This is a genomic window from Pseudomonas sp. H1_A03, from assembly GCF_054685145.1.
Genome location: NZ_CP162829.1, coordinates 1337219 through 1354603 on the forward strand (window position 1 = coordinate 1337219; position 17385 = coordinate 1354603).

Annotated in this window: 20 protein-coding genes; 11 read left to right on the forward strand and 9 right to left on the reverse strand. The window is 60.1% G+C overall.

Features of this window, described 5'->3' with window-relative positions; genetic code table 11:
* From AB4O35_RS06245 to AB4O35_RS06255, 3 genes are all read left to right on the forward strand, one after another.
* Window positions 1-621, forward strand: a complete 621-nt coding sequence (locus AB4O35_RS06245; protein WP_065875602.1) for a 2-dehydro-3-deoxy-6-phosphogalactonate aldolase — start codon at window positions 1-3, stop codon at window positions 619-621.
* A 48-nt stretch (window positions 622-669) separates the two neighbouring features.
* The gene (gene dgoD, locus AB4O35_RS06250) at window positions 670-1818 is read left to right on the forward strand and encodes a galactonate dehydratase (protein WP_012721479.1); all 1149 of its coding nucleotides are present in this window, start codon (window positions 670-672) and stop codon (window positions 1816-1818) included.
* 114 nt (window positions 1819-1932) lie between these two features.
* Complete coding sequence (locus AB4O35_RS06255; RefSeq protein WP_065875603.1) at window positions 1933-3237, forward strand: MFS transporter; 1305 nt, start codon at window positions 1933-1935, stop codon at window positions 3235-3237.
* A 36-nt stretch (window positions 3238-3273) separates the two neighbouring features.
* Here AB4O35_RS06255 and AB4O35_RS06260 read toward each other — a convergent pair whose 3' ends face one another.
* The 4 genes from AB4O35_RS06260 to trpB form a co-directional block, all read right to left on the reverse strand.
* A complete protein-coding gene (locus AB4O35_RS06260) occupies window positions 3274-4932 on the reverse strand; it encodes a BBE domain-containing protein (protein WP_065875604.1) in 1659 nt (552 codons plus the stop codon).
* Window positions 4933-5104: 172 nt separating this feature from the next.
* Window positions 5105-5545, reverse strand: coding sequence for an anti-virulence regulator CigR family protein (locus tag AB4O35_RS06265; protein ID WP_065946096.1), 441 nt, complete (start codon window positions 5543-5545; stop codon window positions 5105-5107).
* A 136-nt stretch (window positions 5546-5681) separates the two neighbouring features.
* On the reverse strand, window positions 5682-6491 hold the full coding sequence (trpA, locus tag AB4O35_RS06270; protein ID WP_065946097.1) for a tryptophan synthase subunit alpha: 810 nt from the start codon (window positions 6489-6491) through the stop codon (window positions 5682-5684).
* The gene (gene trpB / locus AB4O35_RS06275) at window positions 6491-7732 is read right to left on the reverse strand and encodes a tryptophan synthase subunit beta (RefSeq protein ID WP_065875607.1); all 1242 of its coding nucleotides are present in this window, start codon (window positions 7730-7732) and stop codon (window positions 6491-6493) included. The genes trpA and trpB overlap by 1 nt, the downstream gene beginning before the upstream one ends.
* 110 nt (window positions 7733-7842) lie before the next feature.
* Between trpB and AB4O35_RS06280 the strand changes: the two genes are divergently transcribed.
* The gene (locus tag AB4O35_RS06280) at window positions 7843-8739 is read left to right on the forward strand and encodes a LysR family transcriptional regulator (RefSeq protein ID WP_065875672.1); all 897 of its coding nucleotides are present in this window, start codon (window positions 7843-7845) and stop codon (window positions 8737-8739) included.
* A gap of 11 nt (window positions 8740-8750) precedes the next feature.
* On the opposite strand, the gene AB4O35_RS06285 is transcribed toward AB4O35_RS06280, so the two are convergent.
* Complete coding sequence (locus AB4O35_RS06285; RefSeq protein ID WP_032885107.1) at window positions 8751-9077, reverse strand: ElaB/YgaM/YqjD family protein; 327 nt, start codon at window positions 9075-9077, stop codon at window positions 8751-8753.
* Between the two features lie 155 nt (window positions 9078-9232).
* Between AB4O35_RS06285 and AB4O35_RS06290 the strand changes: the two genes are divergently transcribed.
* Both AB4O35_RS06290 and AB4O35_RS06295 read left to right on the forward strand, forming a co-directional pair.
* Window positions 9233-9448 (forward strand): dodecin, encoded by a 216-nt coding sequence (locus AB4O35_RS06290; protein WP_049710778.1) that lies wholly within the window; start codon window positions 9233-9235, stop codon window positions 9446-9448.
* A gap of 113 nt (window positions 9449-9561) precedes the next feature.
* On the forward strand, window positions 9562-9786 hold the full coding sequence (locus AB4O35_RS06295; protein ID WP_049710777.1) for a DUF1161 domain-containing protein: 225 nt from the start codon (window positions 9562-9564) through the stop codon (window positions 9784-9786).
* Window positions 9787-9845: 59 nt separating this feature from the next.
* On the opposite strand, the gene AB4O35_RS06300 is transcribed toward AB4O35_RS06295, so the two are convergent.
* A complete protein-coding gene (locus tag AB4O35_RS06300) occupies window positions 9846-10847 on the reverse strand; it encodes an LLM class flavin-dependent oxidoreductase (protein ID WP_065875608.1) in 1002 nt (333 codons plus the stop codon).
* Window positions 10848-11064: 217 nt separating this feature from the next.
* Here AB4O35_RS06300 and AB4O35_RS06305 point away from each other — a divergent pair, with 217 nt between their 5' ends.
* Window positions 11065-11496 (forward strand): OsmC family protein, encoded by a 432-nt coding sequence (locus tag AB4O35_RS06305; protein ID WP_065875609.1) that lies wholly within the window; start codon window positions 11065-11067, stop codon window positions 11494-11496.
* Window positions 11497-11651: 155 nt separating this feature from the next.
* The gene (locus AB4O35_RS06310) at window positions 11652-11891 is read left to right on the forward strand and encodes a DUF1161 domain-containing protein (RefSeq protein ID WP_049710774.1); all 240 of its coding nucleotides are present in this window, start codon (window positions 11652-11654) and stop codon (window positions 11889-11891) included.
* On the opposite strand, the gene AB4O35_RS06315 is transcribed toward AB4O35_RS06310, so the two are convergent.
* A complete protein-coding gene (locus AB4O35_RS06315; RefSeq protein WP_065875610.1) occupies window positions 11892-12314 on the reverse strand; it encodes a PA0061/PA0062 family lipoprotein in 423 nt (140 codons plus the stop codon).
* Between the two features lie 142 nt (window positions 12315-12456).
* Between AB4O35_RS06315 and AB4O35_RS06320 the strand changes: the two genes are divergently transcribed.
* Window positions 12457-13500: an aminopeptidase gene (locus AB4O35_RS06320; RefSeq protein WP_065891271.1), complete on the forward strand. Its 1044-nt coding sequence runs from the start codon at window positions 12457-12459 to the stop codon at window positions 13498-13500.
* A gap of 95 nt (window positions 13501-13595) precedes the next feature.
* On the opposite strand, the gene AB4O35_RS06325 is transcribed toward AB4O35_RS06320, so the two are convergent.
* The gene (locus tag AB4O35_RS06325; protein WP_065875612.1) at window positions 13596-14255 is read right to left on the reverse strand and encodes an HAD family hydrolase; all 660 of its coding nucleotides are present in this window, start codon (window positions 14253-14255) and stop codon (window positions 13596-13598) included.
* Window positions 14252-14794, reverse strand: a complete 543-nt coding sequence (locus AB4O35_RS06330; protein ID WP_065880357.1) for a gamma carbonic anhydrase family protein — start codon at window positions 14792-14794, stop codon at window positions 14252-14254. The genes AB4O35_RS06325 and AB4O35_RS06330 overlap by 4 nt, the downstream gene beginning before the upstream one ends.
* 101 nt (window positions 14795-14895) lie before the next feature.
* Between AB4O35_RS06330 and prlC the strand changes: the two genes are divergently transcribed.
* Together prlC and AB4O35_RS06340 are read left to right on the forward strand one after the other, a co-directional pair.
* Complete coding sequence (gene prlC, locus AB4O35_RS06335; protein ID WP_065880358.1) at window positions 14896-16947, forward strand: oligopeptidase A; 2052 nt, start codon at window positions 14896-14898, stop codon at window positions 16945-16947.
* The gene (locus AB4O35_RS06340) at window positions 16944-17219 is read left to right on the forward strand and encodes a YheV family putative zinc ribbon protein (protein ID WP_049710768.1); all 276 of its coding nucleotides are present in this window, start codon (window positions 16944-16946) and stop codon (window positions 17217-17219) included. The genes prlC and AB4O35_RS06340 overlap by 4 nt, the downstream gene beginning before the upstream one ends.
* The last annotated feature ends 166 nt before the right edge of the window (window positions 17220-17385 follow it).

The following is a 17385-nucleotide window of genomic DNA, read 5'->3' on the forward strand; positions in this document are numbered from 1 at the left end:
ATGCTCAAGCAAGCACTCGCGCAAAACGGTTTGATCGCCATCCTGCGCGGTATCCGCCCGGACGAAGCCAAGGCCGTTGGCCAGGTGCTGTACGAGGCCGGATTTCGGGTGATCGAAGTCCCGCTGAATTCGCCCGACCCTTACACCAGCATCCGCACCCTGCGCGACAGCCTGCCCGCCGATTGCCTGATCGGTGCCGGTACGGTGTTGCTGCCTGAGCAGGTCGAGCAGGTGAAAGCCGCTGGTGGCCAGGTGATCGTGATGCCCCACAGCGATGCCAAGGTATTGCGCGCCGCCAAAGCAGCGGGCCTGTTCCTTTCACCGGGTGTAGCAACGCCCACCGAAGCCTTCGCCGCACTGGCCGAAGGTGCCGATGTGTTGAAGTTGTTTCCGGCCGAGCAAATGGGCCCGTCGGTGATCAAGGCGTGGCTGGCGGTATTGCCGGCAGGCACGTTGTTGCTGCCGGTGGGTGGCATCACCCCGGACAACATGCAGGTGTTTATCGACGCCGGCGCCAAAGGCTTCGGGCTGGGTTCCGGGTTGTTCAAACCGGGCATGACAGTGGATCAGGTAGCGAGCCGCGCCCAGGCTTATGTCGCCGCCTGGAAAGCCCTGAACTGAATTCAAGTTTCGCGCCCACAGGCGCCGCATCTATAAGAGAGATAACAGATGAAAATCACCAAACTGACGACCTTTATCGTCCCGCCGCGCTGGTGCTTCCTCAAGGTCGAGACCGACCAGGGTGTGACCGGCTGGGGTGAGCCCGTAGTCGAGGGCCGCGCCCACACCGTGGCGGCTGCCGTCGAAGAACTGTCCGACTACCTGATCGGCAAAGACCCACGCAACATCGAAGACATCTGGACCGTGCTCTATCGCGGGGGTTTCTACCGCGGCGGCGCCGTGCACATGAGCGCCCTCGCCGGTATCGACCAGGCGCTGTGGGACATCAAGGGCAAGGCTCTTGGCGTGTCGGTCAGCGACCTGCTCGGTGGCCAGGTACGTGACAAGATTCGCGTGTACTCGTGGATCGGCGGCGACCGCCCGGCCGACACCGCTCGTGCTGCCCAGGAAGCCGTGGCCCGTGGCTTCACTGCGGTGAAAATGAACGGTACCGAAGAATTGCAGTTCGTCGACAGCTTCGAAAAAGTCGACCTGGCTTTGGCCAACGTCGCCGCCGTGCGTGATGCGGTCGGCCCGAACGTCGGCATTGGCGTCGACTTCCATGGCCGGGTGCACAAGCCCATGGCCAAGGTGCTGATGAAAGAACTGGACCCGTACAAACTGATGTTTATCGAAGAGCCAGTGCTCAGCGAAAACTACGAAGCCCTCAAGGAGCTGGCACCGTTGACCAGCACCCCGATTGCCCTGGGCGAGCGCCTGTTCTCGCGCTGGGACTTCAAGCGCGTGCTCAGCGAAGGCTACGTCGACATCATCCAGCCGGACGCCTCCCACGCCGGCGGCATCACCGAAACCCGCAAGATCGCCAACATGGCCGAAGCCTACGACGTGGCCCTGGCCCTGCACTGCCCGCTGGGCCCGATTGCCTTGGCGGCTTGCCTGCAACTGGACGCGGTTTGCTACAACGCGTTTATCCAGGAACAAAGCCTGGGCATTCACTACAACGAGAGCAACGACTTGCTCGACTATGTGAAGGACCCGCGTGTATTTGATTACGACAAAGGCTTCGTGAAAATCCCTAACGGACCGGGCCTGGGTATCGAGATCAACGAGGAATACGTGATCGAACGCGCGGCCATCGGCCATCGCTGGCGCAACCCGATCTGGCGCCATGCCGACGGCAGCTTTGCCGAGTGGTGATAGTTCTCTGAAGAAACCCATTCAAAATGTGGGCGCTGGCGTGCCTGCTCCCACATTGACCGGGTTCTTTCAGCAAGATTTGTCCTCAATAAACATAAGAAGAGGCACCCCCTCATGCACCCTGAATCCTTCACCGGGCAGGCGTCTTTAGTCACGCCTACCAGAAAGCGTTTTTTCATCATGGTGCTGTTATTCATCACCGTGGTGATCAATTACCTCGACCGCAGCAACCTGTCGATCGCCGCCCCGGCGCTGACCAGTGAACTGGGGATCGACCCGGTGCACGTCGGCCTGATCTTCTCCGCCTTCGGCTGGACTTACGCCGCCATGCAAATCCCCGGTGGCTGGCTGGTCGATCGCGTGCCACCGCGCATCCTCTACACCGCAGCACTGCTGTTGTGGTCCATCGCCACCGTAATGCTCGGCTTCGCCGCCAGCTTTATCGCGTTGTTCGTGCTGCGCATGGCGGTGGGCGCGCTGGAAGCGCCGGCCTATCCGATCAACAGCCGTGTGGTCACCACCTGGTTTCCCGAGCGTGAGCGCGCCACGGCGATTGGCGTCTACACCTCGGGCCAGTTTGTCGGGCTGGCATTTCTCACGCCGGTACTGGCTTGGCTGCAGCATGCGTTTGGCTGGCACATGGTGTTTGTGGCGACCGGTGGCGTGGGGATTGTGTGGGCGGTGATCTGGTACGCGGTGTACCGCGAGCCCAAGGATTTCAAAGGCGCGAACGCTGCGGAAATCGAGCTGATCCGTGAAGGCGGCGGGCTGGTCGACATGCAGGAAAAAACCGTCAAGGCGCCGTTCAGTTGGGTCGACCTGGGCATCGTGTTGAGCAAGCGCAAACTCTGGGGGATCTACCTGGGGCAGTTCTGCCTCAACTCCACACTGTGGTTTTTCCTGACGTGGTTCCCGACCTATTTGGTGAAGTATCGCGGCATGGACTTCATCAAGTCCGGCCTGCTGGCATCGCTGCCGTTCCTTGCGGCGTTTGTCGGTGTGCTGTGTTCCGGGCTTTTTTCCGACTGGTTGATTCGTCGCGGCGCGTCGGTGGGTTTTGCACGCAAGCTGCCGATCATTGGCGGTTTGCTGATTTCCACGGCGATCATCGGCGCCAACTATGTGGACTCGACCGCGTGGGTGATTGCGTTCCTGGCGGTGGCGTTCTTTGGTAATGGCCTGGCGTCGATCACCTGGTCGCTGGTCTCGACTCTCGCGCCTGCACGGCTGCTGGGTTTGACCGGTGGTGTGTTCAACTTCATCGGCAACCTGTCGGCGATTGCCACGCCGATCGTGATTGGCTTTCTGGCCAGCGGTGATTCGTTTGCGCCAGCGATTACCTATATCGCGGTGCTGGCGTTGCTTGGGGCGCTGTCCTACATCTTGCTGGTCGGCAAGGTCGAGCGGATCGAGTTGTAAAAAAAGGGCGACCTCGCGGTCGCCCTCTGCCCTGGGTCATGGCACAGACATTTCGTTGCGGAACACATTCAGCGGGTCCCAGCGCTGTTTGGTGCGGCGCAGGCGGCTTTCGATCATGAGGTCAGGGAAGAAGATCTTGTACCACTGCGGGTTCAGGCCCTTGCTTGGGTCACCGCCAATAAACAGCATGTCGCGGTCCGGGTAATTGATGTAGCACCCCTGGAATTGGGCATTGACCGGAACGCCACTGTCATTGGCGAAGGCTGCGAAAAACAACCCTTGGATCCACTTCTCATGTGCTTGATCCGCCGCGATCTCTTCATCACGCCAATAGCACTGTGGTTGCCACTTCAAGTACGACGAGCGCTGCGCGACTGATGATTCACGGCGGACTGCGGCGCTGGCTTCATTGATCTGCCCACCGAACGACTGGATCTGGATCAGGCTTTGAGTCAGAAATTTCTCAGAGTCATTCCACGTCAGCGTGTCCCAGATCGCCTGCAGCACCGTTGGGGTGAACACGCCTGTCTGGTAAGCCGACTTATACCGGCCACGCTGGTTGGGCCCGGACCCGTTGAGTGTCTGCTGGCAATGCAGCCAATCCATTTGACGTGTGGCCGCCAGCGCCGTCGACAGTGAGTTGATCGTGCGCCCTGCCGGGTTGCTGCGTGGCAGGTGGGTCGTGGGTAGTTGGCTGAGGCATTCGGTGGCGGGAATGCCGATGGCATTGAGCATGGCGGTCACGAAATCATCGAAGGCTGCCCGATCATTCAGCCCGCCATCCTTGTCCACATAATGAACATCCAGGGTGACATTGCCGGTGTTCTGATGGCGCATTTCCAACTTGGTCGCCAGGCCCCAGGTGTCTGGGTGGGCTTGGTTGCGGGCAAACCAGTCCTGATAAGCCGTCAGCAGGTTGTCGAGCGCTGGCTTGGTCAGCAGCGACCAGTCCCACTCCATCACCAGCCACAGCACTTCATTGGGGGCGTCAGGCAAGTCTTCGAAGTAGTAGCTGGTGATAATCCCGAACTGCCCGCCGCCTGCGCCGCAGCACGCGGCAAACAGATCCAGCTCGTCCTGATCTGTGCTATTGCGGGCTACATGCACCGGTATCAGGCCGTCGCCTTGGGCGTTTGGCACGAGCATATCGACACCGCTCAACCAGTCGCACACCAAACCATCCTTGCGCGACAGCAACCCATAGCCGCCCCCGCAGATATGGCCTCCCAGCCCGACCGAGTAACACGAGCCGCCGGGCAGGCTCTTGTTAGCCAATTTGTACAGCGCTACGTAGGCGTCCCAGTTCTGGCCGCCCGCTTCCAGGCGAAAGCTGTAGCGATGAGGTGAGGTGGGTACCAGGTCGGAGCGGATCTGCCCGTTGGCGTCGTACAGCACTTGGTTGAGTTGGCTGATATCCAGAATCGACAGTGCCTCATTGATGCTGTTGGGCATCTTGTTCGACACGAAACCTTCATAGCAATGACCGCCGCTGCGCACGGTGATCCGGCCATTGGGCACCGCCAGCGCCTGAGCGGCTGCGGCGATGATGTCCTGCGGGGTGTAACAAAGGTAAATCAGGTCGGCGCCATTAGGTGCGGATTGACCCTGCACATTGCCCAGTGGCCAGCGCAGGTTGAAGCCTTTTTGTAAGGTTGAGTGGCGGCGGTCCGATGCGGTGATGAGATCAAATGCCATGTTGTACTCCGGGGAGCCAAAGATGACTTCTGATGCGAATAACTTAACGACCGAGAGGCAAGAAATACGTGGCTTGCAGAGGTGGTTAGACGGCAATAGGCATGAAGTGGGTTAAGAGGGGAACGGTGTGTTCCCCTCCAAGCCTAGCGGAAGAAATGCAGCTGTCGCGTGGTCAGTTCAACACGCCATCCAGGATTTCATAAACGACGCCCGTGCCCACGGCGATCAGCACCACATCCGGCCCGGAGCGGCGCCATTCGTAACCCGGGTACACCGGCAGGCGTGCCAGGGCACGGCCGTCAAGGCGTTCGCCGTAGTAGCCATGCGGCAACGGCTGGCCACGCACCAGGCGCACATTCGGCGGTGGCGGTGCGCCACGGGAGAACTGGCCGTGATTGTCGTGGATGATCTGCCGCACCGGGCCGAAATCCTGGGGTGGGCCGCCGCGACGGTTGTCCTGCGGGCCGCGATGCTCGTCGCCACGTTGTTCGTGCTGGCCTGGTGGACCGCCACGGTCAGGGCCGCCTTGGTCGTACGGCGCGGCCTGCACCAGGGCGCTGGCGCCGAGCACCAGCACGCCAAGGCCTGCAATCACGGATTTGGGCATTTTCATCGGGTATTCCTCAGGGCACACACACAAAAAAGGGATCTCGAACGAGGTTCGAAATCCCTTGGTCTTGCTGTTTAGGCTGTGCCCGAGCGGGTTGATTCCTCTGTATCAGGAACTTTACCTACTGGTTACGGGGCCTTTACTTACGGGCGTTACGTACGCCTTCCGACAGCGCCGCGCAGAGGCTCAACACGCCGTCGATGGCTTGTTGGTCATTGCTGGCATTGGCGATGTGATCGATCAGCGCCGAACCCACCACCACACCGTCCGCCAAGCGCGCGATCGCTGCGGCTTGTTCCGGGGTGCGGATACCGAAACCAATGCTGATCGGCAGGTCGGTATGCCGACGCAGGCGAGTCACGGCTTCTTCGACGTGCTCCAGGGTAGCGGCGCCAGCACCGGTCACACCGGCTACCGACACGTAGTACACAAAGCCGGAGCTGCCGTTGAGGACGGTCGGCAGGCGCACGTCATCGGTGGTCGGCGTGGTCAGGCGGATAAAGTCGATACCGGCGGCCTGGGCCGGGTCGCACAGTTCGCCGTTATGCTCAGGCGGCATGTCGACCACGATCAGGCCATCCACACCGGCTTCCTTGGCGTCGGCGATGAACTGCGGCACACCGTATTTGTGGATCGGGTTGAAGTAGCCCATCAACACCAGCGGCGTGTCATTGTTGTCCTTGCGGAACTCGCGGACCATTTGCAGGGTTTTCACCAGGTTCTGCTTGGCTTCCAGCGCACGGATGTTAGCCAACTGGATCGCCGGGCCGTCGGCCATCGGGTCGGTGAAGGGCATGCCCAGCTCGATCACGTCGGCGCCAGCGGCGGGCAAACCTTTGAGGATGGCCAGCGAGGTGTTATAGCCTGGGTCGCCGGCGGTAACGAAGGTCACCAGGGCGGCGCGGTTTTGTTCTTTGAGTTGGGCAAAGCGAGTTTGCAGGCGGCTCATCAGTGTTTCTCCTGCTTTGCATGCTCTTGTTGAGAAAGGTCCATATGGTGCATGACGGTCTGCATGTCTTTGTCGCCACGGCCGGACAGGTTGACCACCATCAAGTGATCCTTCGGCAGGGTCGGTGCGCGTTTGAACACTTCGGCCAGGGCGTGGGCGCTTTCCAGTGCAGGAATAATCCCTTCCAGGCGGCAGCATTTGTGGAATGCATCGAGGGCTTCATCGTCGGTCACCGAGGTGTACTGGACGCGGCCGATATCATGCAACCAGGCGTGTTCAGGGCCGATGCCAGGGTAGTCCAGGCCTGCAGAAATCGAGTGGGCGTCGATGATCTGGCCGTCGTCGTCCTGCAACAGGAAGGTGCGGTTGCCGTGCAGCACGCCCGGTACGCCGCCGTTGAGGCTGGCGGCATGCTTGCCGGTTTCGATGCCGTGGCCGGCCGCTTCAACGCCGATGATCTCGACGCTGGTGTCATCCAGGAACGGGTGGAACAGTCCCATGGCGTTGGAACCACCGCCGATGCACGCAACCAGGCTGTCCGGCAGGCGGCCTTCCTGGGCTTGCAGTTGGGTGCGGGTTTCCTTGCCGATCACGGCCTGGAAGTCACGCACCATCGCCGGGTACGGGTGTGGGCCGGCCACGGTGCCGATCAGGTAGAAGGTGTCTTCAACGTTGGTCACCCAATCACGCAGGGCTTCGTTCATTGCGTCTTTCAGGGTGCCGGTGCCGGCCACCACCGGGATCACTTCCGCGCCCAGCAGCTTCATGCGGAACACGTTGGCCTGTTGGCGCTCGATGTCGGTGGTGCCCATGTAGATCACGCATTGCAGGCCAAAACGCGCGGCTACGGTGGCAGTGGCCACGCCGTGCATGCCGGCGCCGGTCTCGGCGATGATGCGTTTTTTACCCATGCGCCGCGCCAGGAGGATCTGGCCGATGCAGTTGTTGATCTTGTGCGCGCCGGTGTGGTTCAGCTCTTCGCGCTTGAGGTAGATCTTGGCGCCGCCGCAGAACTCGGTCAGGCGTTCGGCGAAATACAGTGGGCTCGGGCGCCCGACGTAGTCGCGCTGGAAGTAGGCCAATTCCTCATTGAATGCCGGATCAATCTTGGCCGCTTCGTATTCGCGGGCCAGGTCGAGGATCAACGGCATCAGGGTTTCAGCAACGTAACGGCCGCCGAACGCGCCAAACAGGCCGCTGGCGTCAGGGCCGTTGCGTAGATCGGTCTGGGACTGAGTCATGGGACGCTCCAGGAAATAATCGGTATGAGAAACAATGAGGACCACTCTACCCCTGACGGCCTATGCTGAAAACCGATAAGATCGCCGTAACCTGTCAGGAAAACTCACAGATGAGCCGAGACCTTCCACCCCTCAATGCCCTTCGCGCGTTTGAAGCCACTGCGCGGCTGAACAGCGTCAGCCAAGCAGCCGAACAATTACACGTGACCCACGGTGCCGTCAGTCGGCAGTTGAAGGTGTTGGAGGAACACCTGGGTGTCAGCTTGTTCGTCAAGGATGGGCGCGGCCTTAAACTCACAGATTCCGGCGTGCGGCTACGGGATGCCAGCGCCGAAGCCTTTGAGCGATTAAGGGATGCATGTGCAGAGCTGACCCAGGCCAGCGCTGACGCGCCCTTCGTGCTTGGCTGTTCAGGCAGCCTGCTGGCGCGTTGGTTGATCCCGCGCCTGGGTCGCTTGAATGCGGACTTGCCGGATCTGCGCCTGCACCTGTCGGCAGGTGACGGTGATCTTGATCCTCGCCGCCCCGGCCTGGATGCGCTGCTGGTGTTCGCCGAACCGCCTTGGCCGGCGGATATGCAGGTGTATGAACTGGCCAGCGAACGCATCGGCCCGGTGATGAGCCCGCGTTTTGCCGGTTACGAGCGGTTGCGCGAGGCACCCGCCGCTGCGTTGTGCGATGAAGCGTTGCTGCACACCACATCGCGGCCGCAAGCCTGGCCCAGCTGGGCGCAGCAACACGGCATCAAGCCGGGCGCGTTGAAGCACGGCCAGGGTTTTGAGCATTTATATTATTTGCTGGAGGCGGCGGTGGCAGGGCTGGGTGTGGCGATTGCGCCGGAACCGCTGGTAGCAGAGGATTTGCGGGCGGGTCGCCTGGTGGCGCCGTGGGGGTTCAGTGAAACCCCGGCGCACCTGGCGTTGTGGCTACCCAAGCGCGCCGCAGACGGGCGCGCCGGGCAACTGGCGCAGTGGCTCAAGGTTGAGCTGTTGCGACAGGCTGATTAGCGGGTAAAAAATCAGTCACCACGTTTGCACAGCAGATAGGCTGCCAGCAGACCCAGTGCGCCGACAGCAACGCCGGCTGTGGTCCATGGGTGCTCTTGCGCGTAGTCACGGGTAGCAACGCTGGTTTCGCGGATTTTGACTTTGCTTTCTTCGTAGGCATCGCTGATCAGATGACGGGAGTGCTTGAGGGCATTCTCGGCATTGCTTTTCAGGGCCTTCAACGTTTTGCGCGACTCGTCGGACGCATCGTCCTTGAGGCTCTCAAGGGACTTGAGCAGGCTCGAAATCTCGGCTTCCATGCTTTCCAGTGACGCTTTGCGTAAAGAAGTGTTGGCCATGTGGACATCTCCTGAAGTGATTGAGTGGCGTGTGTAGATACCGACTGCGGCCTATTCAAAAAGTGCAGTAAATCTGAACTTTCGAGGACGAATCGTCGCCAGAAGCAGTAGGAACATTGACTGCTACGCTCACTAGAGACCTCAGGAGAAACGCCATGTCTGATCATCACACGTACAAGAAAGTCGAATTGGTGGGTTCGTCCACCACCAGCATCGAAGACGCCATCAACAACGCGGTGGCTGAAGCCAACAAGAGCATCAAGCACCTGGAATGGTTTGAGGTGACTGAAACCCGCGGCCATATCGAGAATGGCAAGGTCGCGCACTATCAGGTCACGCTCAAGGTAGGGTTCCGAATTGCCAGCAGTTGATCCTGTGAGTTGAACTTGCTGACTGGCCGATTGCCATAACCTGCGCTACAACGTTGGGGTGCCGATGCGACAGCGTCGGCACGTTCTATTCGATCAGCGTAAGGAAGTAACGGATGAAGAAGTTTCTGTTAGCAGTCGGTCTGTTGAGCATTGCAGGTACAGCCCTGGCGGCGGGCAAGCCATGCGAAGAGCTGAAAAGCGAAATCGCAGCGAAAATCGACGCCAAGGGCGCTTCAGGTTATTCGCTCGAAGTGGTGGATAAAGGCGCTTCTACCGACGCTCAAGTGGTCGGCAGCTGCGAAGGCGGTACCAAGGAAATCGTCTACAAGCGCGGTTAATCTCGTGCTCCAGACATAAAAAACCGACGCGAGTGCGTCGGTTTTTTTTCGCCTCGGGTTTAGCCTTTCATGACTTGCGCGAGCAGCTCATAGGAATGAATCCGGTCAGCATGTTCGTACAGGTCGCTGGTAAAAATCAGCTCATCGGCGCCGGTCTGCTCGATCAACACCTCCAGCTTGGCGCGGATCTTCGCCGGGCCGCCAACCATCGCCAGGCCCAGGAAGCTGCCGACCGCGTCTTTTTCATGGGGCAGCCACAGGCCGTCCATGGTGTTCACCGGCGGGCGCTGCACCAGGCTCTGGCCGCGCATCAATGCAAGGATGCGTTGGTACACCGAGGTGGCCAGGTAGTCGGCCTGCTCATCAGTGTCTGCGGCGACCAGCGGAATACCGAGCATCACGTAGGGTTTGTCCAGCACGGCTGAAGGCTTGAAGTGGTTGCGGTAGACGCGAATCGCTTCATGCATCAAACGCGGTGCGAAATGCGAGGCGAAGGCGTAGGGCAAACCGCGCTCGCCCGCCAGTTGGGCGCTGAACAGGCTGGAACCCAGTAACCAGACCGGCACATTGGTGCCGCTGCCGGGCACCGCAATAACCCGTTGATCAGGCGTACGTGGGCCCAGGTAGGCCATCAGTTCGGCCACATCGTCCGGAAAATCATCCGCGCTGCCGGAACGCTCACGGCGCAGGGCGCGGGCGGTCATTTGGTCGGAGCCGGGTGCGCGGCCCAGGCCCAGGTCGATACGGCCGGGGTAGAGGCTTTCCAGGGTGCCGAACTGTTCAGCGATCACCAACGGCGCGTGGTTGGGCAGCATGACACCGCCGGAACCTACGCGGATGGTCGAGGTGCCGCCGGCCAGGTAACCCAGCAATACCGAGGTGGCAGAGCTGGCGATGCCGTCCATGTTGTGGTGTTCGGCCACCCAGAAACGGTTATAGCCAAACTTTTCCACATGCTGGGCCAGGTCCAGGGAATTACGCAGCGCCTGCGCCGGGCTGCCGTTGGCGCGCACGGGCACGAGGTCAAGGGTCGAGAATTTTACGTCGGACAGCGATTTCATAAGCCTGCTTCTCCAATGGGGGCGCAGGCTTCTTAGACGAACCAAAACCTGCCGCTTCATGTGCATGGTCTATGCAATGAGGGCATATACCCGAGATTCAATAGCGGAATGGAAATTTCCTACTAAATTGCTAGGTTTCTCCGACAAGATGAACTTTGCCACGCCAACTATCCTCAGAACCCTTACTGAAGCAAAACCACCGTTCGAGGAGACCGCTATGAGTATCGTTAAAAAAGCATCCGCGCATTGGGAAGGTGACCTGAAGACTGGCCTGGGTTCCATTTCTACGGAGACCGGCGTATTGCGTGAAGCACCTTACGGCTTCAAGGCCCGTTTCGAAGGCGGCAAAGGCACCAACCCTGAAGAATTGATTGGCGCGGCCCACGCTGGCTGTTTCTCCATGGCGTTTTCCATGATTCTCGGCGACGCCGGGCTCAAGGCTGACAGCATCGACACCCAGGCTGACGTCACGCTGGATCAGGTCGAGGGTGGTTTTGCGATCACCGCCGTGCACTTGACCCTCAAGGCCAAGATCCCAGGCGCGAGCCAGGCGCAGTTCGATGAGCTGAGCAAGAAGGCCAAGGAAGGATGCCCGGTGTCCAAGGTGTTGAATGCGACCATCACCCTGGATGGCACGCTGGTTAACTGACACAGCAGATCCAATGTGGGAGCTGGCGTGTGTGGGAGCCAGCTCCCACACTTAGTTATGCGTTAAATCAGAACTCGTGTTTCACAAATGTGGTCCTATAGCCATTGCAGCCTTAGCCGCACACTCGTGCGCAATGCATTCAGGGAGCTTCACACATGAAACGTTTTGCCTTGGCGATCATCTGCGGTGTATTGGCCACATCGGCTGTGGCCGCTCCGAAAGATTGTGAAGAGCTCAGGAAAGAGATCGAGGTAAAGATCCAGGCCAAGGCTATTCCCTCCTACACCCTGGAAATCATTACCGCCGAAGAAGCCAAGAATCACGACAGCGCCATGCTTGTCGGTTCGTGCGAAAACGGTACCAAGCGTATCGTCTACCAGAAGAACAACGACTGATCAGATGCAGTTGACGCTGCGTTCTTCCGCGAGCAACTGACGTGCCGAGTCATACAGCCGGATATTAGGTGTGAAGGCCAGCGAGCGCCCTTCCAGCACATAGCGTTGGCCAGCCTGGAAGTGGTCGTATTGCAGGGTCATGAAGCAGGTGCGATACATCATCGAGCTGAGTCCGCCCAGGCCACCGCCTGCGGGCACTTCAAAATCGAAGCGCACCATTAATTCGTGACTGCCGGGCGGCATTTGGAAGTAACGCCCATCATTCAGGTTCTTACCGTCCAAACGCTGTGCCATCACCAGCCTGGACCCCGGCGTCGGCGTCGTGAAATCGACCCAGGCCTGTTGCGGGTCTGCCGGTGGCACAGGGGTTGTGGTGCAGGCACTGAGGAACAGGGCGGCGACGGGAAGCAAGAGCTGACGCATGGCAGGCACTCAACGGGATGAGAGAATTAAGCCTGGCGCCGACGGCAACAGACTCCCTATGAGTATAAACACGTCATGCCATGGAAAAATTCCACGCAGGCGCGATAGTCTGGCGGGCAGATTTCCCAGGAGCGGTCGGGGCATGGTCAGGCGTTTTCTTCCAGGGCTGATGGTGGTGGTGCTCAGCGGCTGCTCGAGCGTGAGCTATTACAGCCAATTGGCGAGTGGCCAGTGGCAATTGCTGCGGGCCCGGGAGCCAGTGGCGCAGGTTATCGCCGACCCTTTCCGCCCACCGCTGCTGCGCGAGCACCTGGCACAATCACAAAAAGCGCGAACGTTCGCCAGTGAACATCTGCGCCTGCCTGACAACCAGAGTTACCGGCTGTACGCCGATATCGGCCGGCCTTATGTGGTCTGGAATGTCTTCGCCACGCAAGAATTTTCCCTTTCACCTGAAACCCATTGCTTCCCCATTGCCGGTTGCGTGGCCTATCGCGGCTACTACAACCAGGGCGCGGCGCGGGGCGAGGCGGCGTTGTTGAAGCAGCGGGGCATGGATGTGTCGATTGGCGGCGTCGAGGCTTACTCCACGCTGGGTTGGTTCAACGACCCGATCATGAATTCGATGATGAATTGGGGCGATGAACGCCTGGCCACGCTGATTTTTCATGAGCTGGCGCACCAGCGCTTCTATGTGAAGGACGACACCGAGTTCAATGAGTCGTTTGCCACGTTCGTTGAGCAGGAAGGCACTCGCCAATGGCGAGCCGCGCGCGGTTTGGCACCGCTTAGCAACGCATCACTGCAGCAGCGCGACCAATTTATCCGCCTGATTCTCGACACCCGTAAACGCCTGGAAGCGCTCTACGCCAAGCCCTTGGCGGCCGACGTGATGCGCCAGGCCAAGGCCGCGCAGTTCGAGCGCTTGCGCAGTGATTACCGACAATTGCGCGATAGCCAGTGGGGCGGTGATAAGCGGTATGACGCCTGGATCAACCAGCCGATGAACAATGCGCGGCTGTTGCCGTTTGGGTTGTATGACAGGTGGGTACCGGCGTTTGCGGCGTTGTTTGCGCAGGAGGGTGGGGATTGGGTGAGGTTTTATGCGGCGGTGGAGAAGATGGGCGGGTTGCCGGTGGAGCAGCGTAGAGCAGCGTTGAAACAGTTGGAAGGTGTTGGGCTTTAGGGCCTCATCGCAGGCAAGCCAGCTCCCACAATAGACCGATTTCCAGCATGAGAATGCGGTCGAATGTGGGAGCGGGCTTGCTCGCGAAGGCTATTTCAGCTGCGCGGCATAAACGCCTGATGCATCTCGGCCAATGTCTCAAAATGCCAAGTCGGCGCCTCGGCATTCAACTCCTCGAAACTGCCAAACCCATACCCCACCGCCGCCGAATCCAGCCCGTTGCTGCGCGCGCCGACCAGGTCATGCTTGCGATCACCAATCATCAAGGTGGTGGCCGGGTCCAGGCCTTCCTCACTGATCAGGTGGGCGATTAACTCGACCTTATTGGTGCGCGTGCCGTCCAGCTCGCTGCCGTAGATCACTTTAAAATGCCTGGCAAAATCGAAGTGCCGGGCGATCTCGCGGGCAAACACCCAAGGCTTGGACGTCGCCACATACAGTTGGCGGCCCTGGCTATTCAAGTCCTCCAACAGTGGCATCACGCCGTCAAACACGCGGTTTTCGTACAATCCGGTGACTTTGAAACGCTCGCGATAGAAATTCACCGCCTCCCAGGCCTTGGCTTCATCAAAGTCGTAGAACTGCATAAAGGCTTGCAGCAACGGCGGGCCGATAAAGTGTTCCAGCTTTGTCAGGTCCGGCTCGTCGATACCCAGCTTGCCGAGGGCGTACTGGATCGAACGGGTGATGCCCTCGCGTGGGTCGGTGAGGGTGCCGTCCAGGTCAAACAGGACGGTTTGGTAGGGCAGGCTCATCGGTCGAATCCTTCAGCCAGGTGCAGGTCTTTGAGCTTCACGTAGTTGGCGGCGCTGTAGGTGAAAAAGGCGCGCTCCTTGTCAGTCAATGCGCGGACTTGTTTAACCGGGCTGCCAACATACAAAAAACCGCTTTCGAGCTTCTTGCCCGGTGGCACCAGGCTGCCGGCGCCGATGATCACGTCATCTTCCACCACCGCGCCGTCCATCACGATGCTGCCCATGCCGATCAGGATGCGGTTGCCCACGGTGCAGCCGTGCAGCATGACTTTGTGGGCGATGGTCACATCGTCGCCGATCAACAGCGGGAAACCGTCCGGGTTGAACGGCCCGGCGTGAGTAATGTGCAATACGCAGCCATCCTGCACGCTGGTGCGCGCACCGATACGGATGCGGTGCATGTCGCCACGAATCACGGTCAGCGGCCAAACCGAGCTGTCGGCGCCGATTTCGACATCGCCGATCACCACCGCCGAAACATCGACAAAAGCCCCGGCGCCCAGGGTTGGCGTGTGGTTCTGATAGGTGCGAAGGGTCACGATAGCCTCTCTCTCTTCTGCTGATAGCTGCGGTGGGTGTTGATTGTAATTAAGATGGCCCCATCTTTGTCTTATCAGTTTCTTCAGCCAAGGTGCCAACCGTGAGCGCGAACAACCCTCTTCTGCAGTCCTACGACCTGCCGCCGTTCTCGGCGATCCGTGCCGAGCACGTCCAGCCGGCCATCGAACAGATCCTTGCCGATAACCGTGTTGCCATCGAAGGCATCCTGCAAAGCCAGGGGAAAAATCCGACGTGGGCCGGCCTGGTCCTGGCGATGGATGAATTGAACGACCGCCTGGGCGCCGCCTGGAGCCCGGTCAGCCACCTCAACGCCGTGTGCAACAGCGCTGAACTGCGCGAAGCCTATGAAGGCTGCCTGCCCGCGTTGAGCGCCTATTCCACCGAGATGGGCCAGAACCGCGCGCTGTTCCAGGCTTTTGAAGCCCTCGCCAATAGCCCGGAAGCCGCCGGTTTCGACGTGGCGCAAAAAACCATCCTGGAACACGCCCTGCGTGATTTCCGCCTGTCGGGCATCGATTTGCCGCCGGAACAGCAAAAGCGCTACGCCGAAGTGCAAAGCAAGCTGTCCGAGCTGGGCAGCAAGTTCTCCAACCAGTTGCTCGATGCTACCCAGGCCTGGACCAAGCACGTTACCGAGGAAGCCACGCTCGCCGGCCTGACCGACTCGGCCAAGGCGCAAATGGCTGCCGCTGCCCAGGCCAAGGGCCTCGACGGTTGGTTGATCACCCTCGAATTCCCCAGCTACTACGCGGTAATGACCTACGCCCAGGATCGCGCGCTGCGTGAAGAAGTCTACGCGGCGTACTGCACCCGCGCGTCGGACCAAGGCCCGAATGCCGGTCAGAACGATAACGGCCCGGTGATGGAACAGATCCTCGACTTGCGTCAGGAGCTTGCCCAATTGCTGGGCTACGCGTCCTTCTCGGAGTTGAGCCTGGCCACCAAAATGGCCGAGTCCAGCGACCAGGTGCTCAGCTTCCTGCGTGACCTGGCCAAGCGCAGCAAACCGTTTGCCGCCCAAGACCTGCAACAGCTCAAGGCTTACGCCGCCGAACAAGGCTGCACCGACCTGCAAAGCTGGGACAGCGGTTTCTACGGCGAGAAGCTGCGTGAGCAGCGTTACAGCGTGTCCCAGGAAGCCCTGCGCGCCTACTTCCCCATCGACAAGGTGCTCGGCGGCCTGTTCGCGATCGTCCAGCGTCTGTACGGCATCGAGATCGCCGAGCAAAAAGGCTTCGACACCTGGCACCCGGATGTCCGCCTGTTTGAAATCAAGGAAAACGGCCAGCACGTCGGCCGCTTCTTCTTCGACCTGTACGCCCGCGCCAACAAGCGTGGCGGTGCCTGGATGGACGGCGCGCGCGACCGTCGCCGCACCGTAGACGGTGTACTGCAAAGCCCGGTGGCCAACCTGGTGTGCAACTTCACCCCGGCCGACAGCGGCAAGCCTGCCCTGCTGACCCATGATGAAGTCACCACGCTGTTCCACGAATTCGGCCACGGCCTGCATCACTTGCTGACCCGCGTCGAGCATGCCGGTGTGTCCGGCATCAACGGCGTGGCCTGGGATGCGGTGGAGTTGCCGAGCCAGTTCATGGAGAACTGGTGCTGGGAGCCGGAAGGCCTGGCGCTGATCTCTGGCCATTACGAAACCGGCGAGCCGCTGCCCCAGGACCTGCTGGAAAAAATGCTCGCGGCGAAGAACTTCCAGTCCGGCCTGATGATGGTGCGCCAGCTGGAATTCTCGCTGTTCGACTTCGAACTGCATGCCACCCACGGGGATGGCCGCAGCGTGGCGCAAGTGCTGGAAGGCGTGCGCGATGAAGTCTCGGTGATGCGTCCGCCGGCCTACAACCGCTTCCCCAACAGCTTTGCGCATATCTTCGCCGGGGGTTATGCGGCGGGTTACTACAGCTACAAATGGGCTGAAGTGCTCTCGGCGGATGCCTTCTCCAAGTTTGAAGAAGACGGCGTACTCAATGCCGAAACCGGCCGTGCTTTCCGCGAGGCGATCCTGGCTCGTGGCGGTTCCCAGGCGCCGATGGTGCTGTTCGTCGACTTCCGCGGACGTGCGCCGTCGATTGACGCACTCTTGCGCCACAGCGGCCTGAGTGAGGACGCGGCAGCATGAGCGAAGGGCCTGTGATTACCAAAAAGCAATTCATCGCCGGGGCGGTCTGCCCGGCGTGCAGCGAGCCGGACAAGTTGAAAATGTGGACCGAGGACAACGTGCCGCATCGCGAGTGCGTGGCCTGCGGTTATACCGACACACTGAATGACCAGGGTCTGTCGGTGCCCAAGGAATTGGGTACGCGGGTCAACACCTCAGCGTTGAAAGCGCCGGCTGATCCTAAAATTCAAGCCGTACAGTTTTTCCCCAACCCGAAGCTGAAAAAAGAGTAGGCGTCATACGCTGATCTAATGTGGGAGCAGCTTGTGTGGGCGCTGGCTTGCCTGCGATAGCATCACCTCGGTCTGATAGGACGACTAAGGTGTTTGCATCGCAGGCAAATCAGCTCCCACACAAGCTGCTCCCACTTTTTTTGCCTGCATTTATTCGACTTAGGTC